We start from the raw sequence: 6,154 nt of genomic DNA, 5'->3' as shown, positions 1-6,154 counted from the left end.
AGTCAGTACTGCTCAAAAGATTATCGAGATCTCATAACTGCTTATAATCTAAAACAAAGTATGAGTAGGAAAGGAAATTGCTGGGACAATGCTTGTGTTGAGAGCTTCTTCCATTCTATGAAAGTTGAAGCAATCCAAAATGAGCCGATTATGACGAGAGACCAGATGCGCCAAACGATCTTCGAGTACATAGAGGTTGATTATAATCGGACGAGAAGGCACAGTGCTCTTGGGTATCTAAGCCCAGTTAACTTTGAACAGCAAAATGTCGCTTAATGAAGTGTCCAGTCTAGCTGGAGCAGATCACTATGACATTTCGACTACCTTTGGACACTGACATTGCATGACATGCATAGAATACGAGCCATATCGCTTATCTCTGTGTTGCGTCGATATCAACTTGCCTTAATCTAACTGGATGTAAATTCGGTTCGGAAGCTGAATTATTAACCGACCAACTTCGATTAGATAAACCTTTAGGTTACCTCTTTTGGTCAAAACCACACGTTCGGCTTCTTAACCGACGAAGCCGCATAAACACTAGGTTTCTAACCGAAACGGGTAAGCCTAAAGGCTTGTGCGTTCGGCTTCTCTAGCCTAAAGACTATTCCTTTCGGCGACACTTCCCTATCCCAAATCCCCGACTATCGCCTCTACATAACGTTATGTAACGAACCTTGCCCGTTGGTTCACTAAATGCGGTTTCTCGTTATGTAACGTTACGAGAATACGAGCCAGATCGCTTGTCGTTAGGTTATACGTTTAGGAACATAACGTTATGAGGCATTGTGTTATGTCGGCTTCGAAGCCGAACGATAACCGATGATAAGGCTTGGGAGCATATGAAAGACAACAGGCGATTTTTCAGATTAGACGAAATATCCGATGTGACGCCGTTAACCAAAGGCCAGTTGTTAGACGCCATCGACAACGACAAGTTGACTTTGTGCGCATTGATTGAAGGTAAAAGCCTTGGTTACTTTCACGAAGCGAAAACGCTCGCCAATGTGTTTGATTACAAGGGCGTCGCTCGGCTAGGTGTTGATGTGGCAAAGAAGTTACTTAGCGATGGAAAGGCAACTGTGTCTCATGTTGTGGTTCTAGAGCCAGATAAGATTGAAAACTGGCGTTCGGTTGAGTCGGTTTATCCAAATATCAGCACTGAACGGTTTGATCATGTCAAAAACTTTACCAAACCAGAATGCGCCGTCAGCGCTTATGTGTCGATTGAACAGATAGACGATTGGAGAGGAACATTAGAAAGAACCCTCTTACCAAAACGAAAGCGCAGTGCCCAAGAGAGTAGGGAAGCCCTTAGCAATCTGTTTCAAGCGATTGGAGGCACAAAAAGGCAAGTTATTGCGTCACAAAGCATATATTTGCATGCACATCAGCTTCGCTTTGATTTGGTATCGGTTCACAAAGTATTTGGTCTAGATACCAATCAAAATGCGCTCCAAAGCCCACCTATTGTGAATACCAACGATATTGAAATTCATCCCCTCAAAATCATGATCAACAAGGTGATTATTGGCAATGTTGAAGCCAATGCACGAACCATTTGGAATGCAATCAAACGGGATCATCAAACCGATGCCAAACAGATTGATGTGGATAGCCTTATTAGCAATATGAACAATGATGAAATCGAATGGTTTGGTCAGCAAGACACAGTGCGAATTACCAAATATAAAACCTTTCAAAACCTGCTTTCAGAGGTAAGAAAAGCGAAAAGTTAAAAACCTTCCCGACCATCTTCCCGATTATCTTCCCGACGCGATCGGGACACTTACGGTATCTCCTAACACACATCAGGAGATACCCAAATGCAATCAAACAACACCCACAAACGGGCATACACAGAGCAAGAAACTTCCGCCTATATCGGCATGAGCCGTTCATTCCTGCGTCAGTCACGCATGGAAGGCCACCGCCAGAATCGCACCGAAGCGCCGCCATTTATCAAAATCGGTCGCGCAGTCCGTTACCTAAAAGAAGATCTCGACCAATGGCTCGATAACCAACGCAAGTACACCCAACTCATTTGTGATGGGGGTTTGCATGCTTAAGCTAAATCCATACCTAACAAGCATCATCAAAGCCATGCAAAACGGTCATTGGTTTGAGCAGTGTGCTGATTACCGTGTTACTCAAACGTCTTTTATCGGTTCACGTGGATTCAACATCAAGCTGAACCACAGAACGGTTTTCAAGCTGTTCCGTGAAGGGCTGATCACCTACCAAACGATTTATCCCTATGGGGTTAAGCGTTACGTGTTTGAACTGACTCAGGAAGGGAGGGCGCTTGATGTCTCCAATCACTGATGAAGAATACGAAACACTGGATAGATTCGACAGGCCGTTCGTGGAAGAACGGCTTTGCCGTTTGCCACCGAAAGCGCAACGCATTCTCTTTAAACGCTATATCGCTATTTCAGACGCTTTCACCCGCAATACTTACTTGCGTGAAACCGTTGATAGCCTTGTTTCGAAGCTGACTGTTTCCCCTGAAAAGCTCAACCTCAATATTTCAGAAGATGAACTGCGCGAAGAAGCGGAAGCGCTGGTTGATGCGGCGTTATCTATTCGTCGTACTTTGTATGGTGCAGAAGACGAAACGATTAGTGCCCTTCACGCGCTTTGTCTGAGCTTTGGCTTTGAGCCGCCAGATGAAAACAAATACACGTTAGAGGGGAGGCTAAGAAGGCTTTCTGATAAATCATGGTGGCTGCGTAAACTTCGAAAGGCGCTGCGCAAGAACATTGAAACCGTGATGCGACATTTGAACCAAGTCAGCCGTGTGAAAGCGATTTACTGTTCAGATGAAACGCTTGATGCCAGAGCCGCTCAAAAGTTTCACCAAGCCCGTTACCTTGAGAACACGATAGCCACTAACCAACTAGGCCAAAGCTTTAGCCTGTTGGAGCTTTCACAAAAGGGCGTCTCTGATCCAAAAATCCGCAAAATGGAATTGATGGTTCGTGCGCGTGGCTTTGAAGATCTTGCCAACGAACTCGGCCATTCTGCGACATTTTTAACGCTTACTTGCCCGTCAAAGTATCACCGCAGTTACGCTACAACGGGCGACGAAAACCCAAAGTGGGGCGGTTACACGCCAGCCGAAGCGCAAGCCTACCTAAACGACATTTGGAAGCTCATTCGCGCCAAACTACAACGTGAAGAGGTGCGTTTCTATGGTTTTCGCGTCGTAGAGCCTCAACACGACGGTACACCGCATTGGCATTTATTGTTGTTTGTAGAGCCAAGGCACTATGACGTGTTGATAGACACCATGCGTGAATACAATTTACGCGAAGATGGCGACGAAGCAGGCGCAGATCGACACGGTTTCACCGAAGTGAAGATTGACCCTAACAAGGGTTCAGCAACGGGTTACATCGCTAAATACATTTCAAAGAACATCGACGGCGAAAACCTAGAGGCAGGTGTTTACGGTGAAGACCCTAAATGCGCAGCGGCAAGAGTAGAAGCGTGGGCGGCCTGTTGGAGCATCCGCCAGTTTCAGCAACTCGGCGGTTGCTCGGTCACGGTATGGCGCGAACTGCGCCGCCTGAAAGAAATGATGGGCGAAAGCAAGTTAGTCACAGAGATTCACGAAGCGGCGGATAACGGCTGTTGGAAATCCTACACGGCATTAATGGGCGGTGTGTTCTGTAAGCGCACAGAACAAGCTATCGCGCCACATTACGAACTCAGCGTGGATTACGCGACGGGAGAGGTAAAAAGCTTCATGTACAGCGACGAGGAGCTTTTAAAGGTACTCAAAGGCATCTCAGCAGGCGGGAAAACCATCATTACCCGCGTCAACGAGTGGCATTTGTCCTAGTGGCAAATGTGCTTTTACTTGGAGTTCTGTGAATAACTGTATTTTTGGAGTTTGATCAACAAACCAAAAAGGTATTTGGTGAACCGAAGTAATAGCAAGGTAGCTGAGACGATGGATTTAAAGGTGTTTACTACACCCAACATAAATATCTTTGTAACTCTCTGCTTTTCTTTACTTTCTCTTTTATCCATTTCGACTACTTTTGTTGTCGTATTGGCAATCTTTGCGCCAATGAAAACGGCGAATGCTAGAAGGTACATCCATCTGTAGTGCTTTGAGCTAGATACGGCTGCGAGTTTGTTGCTGAGTTTTTCCTGTATATCTCTTGACTGCACTAGAGTTGGTATCAAACATTCAGAAGCTAATGCCACTGGCCTAATCAAAACCCCTTTTATTGGAGTGCTGCTATTCTCAGGGAAAGCGTTGCAGTAGATTGACGGAGTGACAATACATTTGGCGGATAGTGGTGAGTAGGTAGTTACTCCTCCCTTCTCTGTATATGGGCAAAGGAGGTCGTTGTATTGCTGAATCTCTATTCTAATTTGCTGCTTGATCTCACGTGGGTTTGGAAGGTGTTTCACTCTGTACAGTTCCTCTGTACTGTTTGGCCCGAAGCTGGCAAACAAACTTGGGGTAGCGAACCCGATATAGTCGTAGAGTGTGTTTTGAATTCTTACTGACCATTTACATGACTCTAGGTGCTCAAGGCTATTTGATTTGCAGTATTGATCATACGCTTTTAGCTGTGTGAGAAAGAAACCACTTAACTCTTTGGACACTTGCCTTTCCTGATTGAGTTGAGCTGAGTCTGAGTTTGCTCCAGTGTCGTAGATGAAAATGACACCAGCTACTAATGCCGCCGCATACCAAGCATGATCAAATAAGCCTTTAAATTTTTCACCCAAGCAAAAAATGTCATTTAGCACTACAAAAATCGACCACCCACTGAGACAAGCAAGCATAGCGAGAGCTAGGTATCCCTTGATGTCACCCAATGAGCCTGTCCCCATTATGTTGTAGCTTTCTGGTGTGTAGTTAATGTCTGGCCACAGCCCCCACACATTCATTAGACCAGGGAGGGCGATCACACCTATTGCTATCCATACTCCTTTTAAGCGACCTAAAGCATATCCCGCCAAGAGAAGCATCAGCACTAAGAAGAGAAAATAAATTGATAGGAGTACAAAAACTACGAGGTTTGCTTCAGCAGGAGACCAATAGCTACCTACTATACTTCCGTCATCGGCGTATTGTAGAAAGTTTGTTGATGCTAGACCCATCGCATCAAGGGTTTGGAGAAGGTTATAAGCAGCGCCATATAGGAACGTAAGATATGGATTTAGTAGTTCGAGCACTTCTCTTCCTTAGATGTTCTGTATTTTACCTATGAGCAGTTTTTCATACAGCAATGTCTAGTTCAAGATAAGCGGTCAAGGTGACGGGTGAATTTGCTATCAAGGACGTCTGTTATAGCAAAAATCTGCTACACAGAGCTAAAAAACGCGAAAGGCCTGAGTGGTTACTAACCCCTCAGGCCTTACTGTATATGGTGGACCCTCCCAGACTTGAACTGGGGACCAATCGATTATGAGTCCTACCAGGTTCATTTTTATGAGTATGCAATGCTTGATAATTTCTAGTAAATTCAAATATTTACCTGTTTGTCTTTGTTGCATTACTTTGCATTGATTTTCATGTCACTTTTCTCTTGTCTGACCCATTACCTGACCTAGCTTTGCTTAGGCAGGAAGTTTGTCAATATCATTTTTGGCTGCTTTTAGGTTATGCCTATTGACCTAGAAAGTTAACTTCGCCAAAAAAGACAAGAGAAAATCAGAATGTTAACTGTTACTAAAATTCAATCCGCGACCAGTCGTAAAAATTCCTATTATCTCTGGGATCAGTCAGGTCAACGAGGTACAGGGCGTTTGGGAGTAAAAATTTTCACTAGTGGGAAAAAGCAGTTCGTGTTTCGCTACTACCAGCAACAGAAAGAAAAATTGATCTGCTCCAGCTAGACTGGACACTTCATTAAGCGACATTTTGCTGTTCAAAGTTAACTGGGCTTAGATACCCAAGAGCACTGTGCCTTCTCGTCCGATTATAATCAACCTCTATGTACTCGAAGATCGTTTGGCGCATCTGGTCTCTCGTCATAATCGGCTCATTTTGGATTGCTTCAACTTTCATAGAATGGAAGAAGCTCTCAACACAAGCATTGTCCCAGCAATTTCCTTTCCTACTCATACTTTGTTTTAGATTATAAGCAGTTATGAGATCTCGATAATCTTTTGAGCAGTACTGACT

The 6,154-nt window shown here is 44.5% G+C and carries 8 protein-coding genes; 6 read left to right on the top strand and 2 right to left on the bottom strand.

Features of this window, described 5'->3' with window-relative positions:
- The 5 genes from AACU59_RS02615 to AACU59_RS02595 all read left to right on the top strand — a co-directional run.
- On the top strand, positions 1 to 276 hold a 276-nt coding region (locus AACU59_RS02615; RefSeq protein WP_161437739.1), incomplete at its 5' end, for an IS3 family transposase.
- Between the two features lie 566 nt (positions 277 to 842).
- Complete coding sequence (locus AACU59_RS02610) at positions 843 to 1,739, top strand: hypothetical protein (protein ID WP_094144692.1); 897 nt, start codon at positions 843 to 845, stop codon at positions 1,737 to 1,739.
- An 87-nt stretch (positions 1,740 to 1,826) separates the two neighbouring features.
- On the top strand, positions 1,827 to 2,069 hold the full coding sequence (locus AACU59_RS02605; RefSeq protein ID WP_094144691.1) for a helix-turn-helix transcriptional regulator: 243 nt from the start codon (positions 1,827 to 1,829) through the stop codon (positions 2,067 to 2,069).
- Positions 2,062 to 2,325 carry a hypothetical protein gene (locus tag AACU59_RS02600; RefSeq protein WP_094144690.1) on the top strand — a complete coding sequence of 88 codons (264 nt, stop codon included), beginning with the start codon at positions 2,062 to 2,064 and terminating at the stop codon, positions 2,323 to 2,325. The genes AACU59_RS02605 and AACU59_RS02600 overlap by 8 nt, the downstream gene beginning before the upstream one ends.
- A complete protein-coding gene (locus AACU59_RS02595) occupies positions 2,309 to 3,847 on the top strand; it encodes a replication endonuclease (RefSeq protein ID WP_094144689.1) in 1,539 nt (512 codons plus the stop codon). The genes AACU59_RS02600 and AACU59_RS02595 overlap by 17 nt, the downstream gene beginning before the upstream one ends.
- A gap of 14 nt (positions 3,848 to 3,861) precedes the next feature.
- On the opposite strand, the gene AACU59_RS02590 is transcribed toward AACU59_RS02595, so the two are convergent.
- Entirely contained in the window at positions 3,862 to 5,202 is a 1,341-nt protein-coding gene (locus tag AACU59_RS02590; RefSeq protein ID WP_094144688.1) for a hypothetical protein, read from the bottom strand.
- A gap of 483 nt (positions 5,203 to 5,685) precedes the next feature.
- On the opposite strand from AACU59_RS02590, the gene AACU59_RS02585 reads away from it, so the two are divergent.
- Positions 5,686 to 5,865: an Arm DNA-binding domain-containing protein gene (locus tag AACU59_RS02585; protein ID WP_094144687.1), complete on the top strand. Its 180-nt coding sequence runs from the start codon at positions 5,686 to 5,688 to the stop codon at positions 5,863 to 5,865.
- A 13-nt stretch (positions 5,866 to 5,878) separates the two neighbouring features.
- On the opposite strand, the gene AACU59_RS02580 is transcribed toward AACU59_RS02585, so the two are convergent.
- Positions 5,879 to 6,154, bottom strand: a 276-nt coding sequence (locus tag AACU59_RS02580) for an IS3 family transposase (RefSeq protein WP_161437739.1), incomplete at its 5' end; no start/stop codon positions are given.

Source organism: Vibrio sp. V23_P3S9T160 (genome assembly GCF_963886625.1).
GTDB classification, from domain to species: Bacteria; Pseudomonadota; Gammaproteobacteria; order Enterobacterales; family Vibrionaceae; genus Vibrio; species Vibrio anguillarum.
The sequence above is the reverse complement of the archived record's forward strand: the minus strand, read 5'-3'. Positions and strand labels throughout refer to the sequence as shown.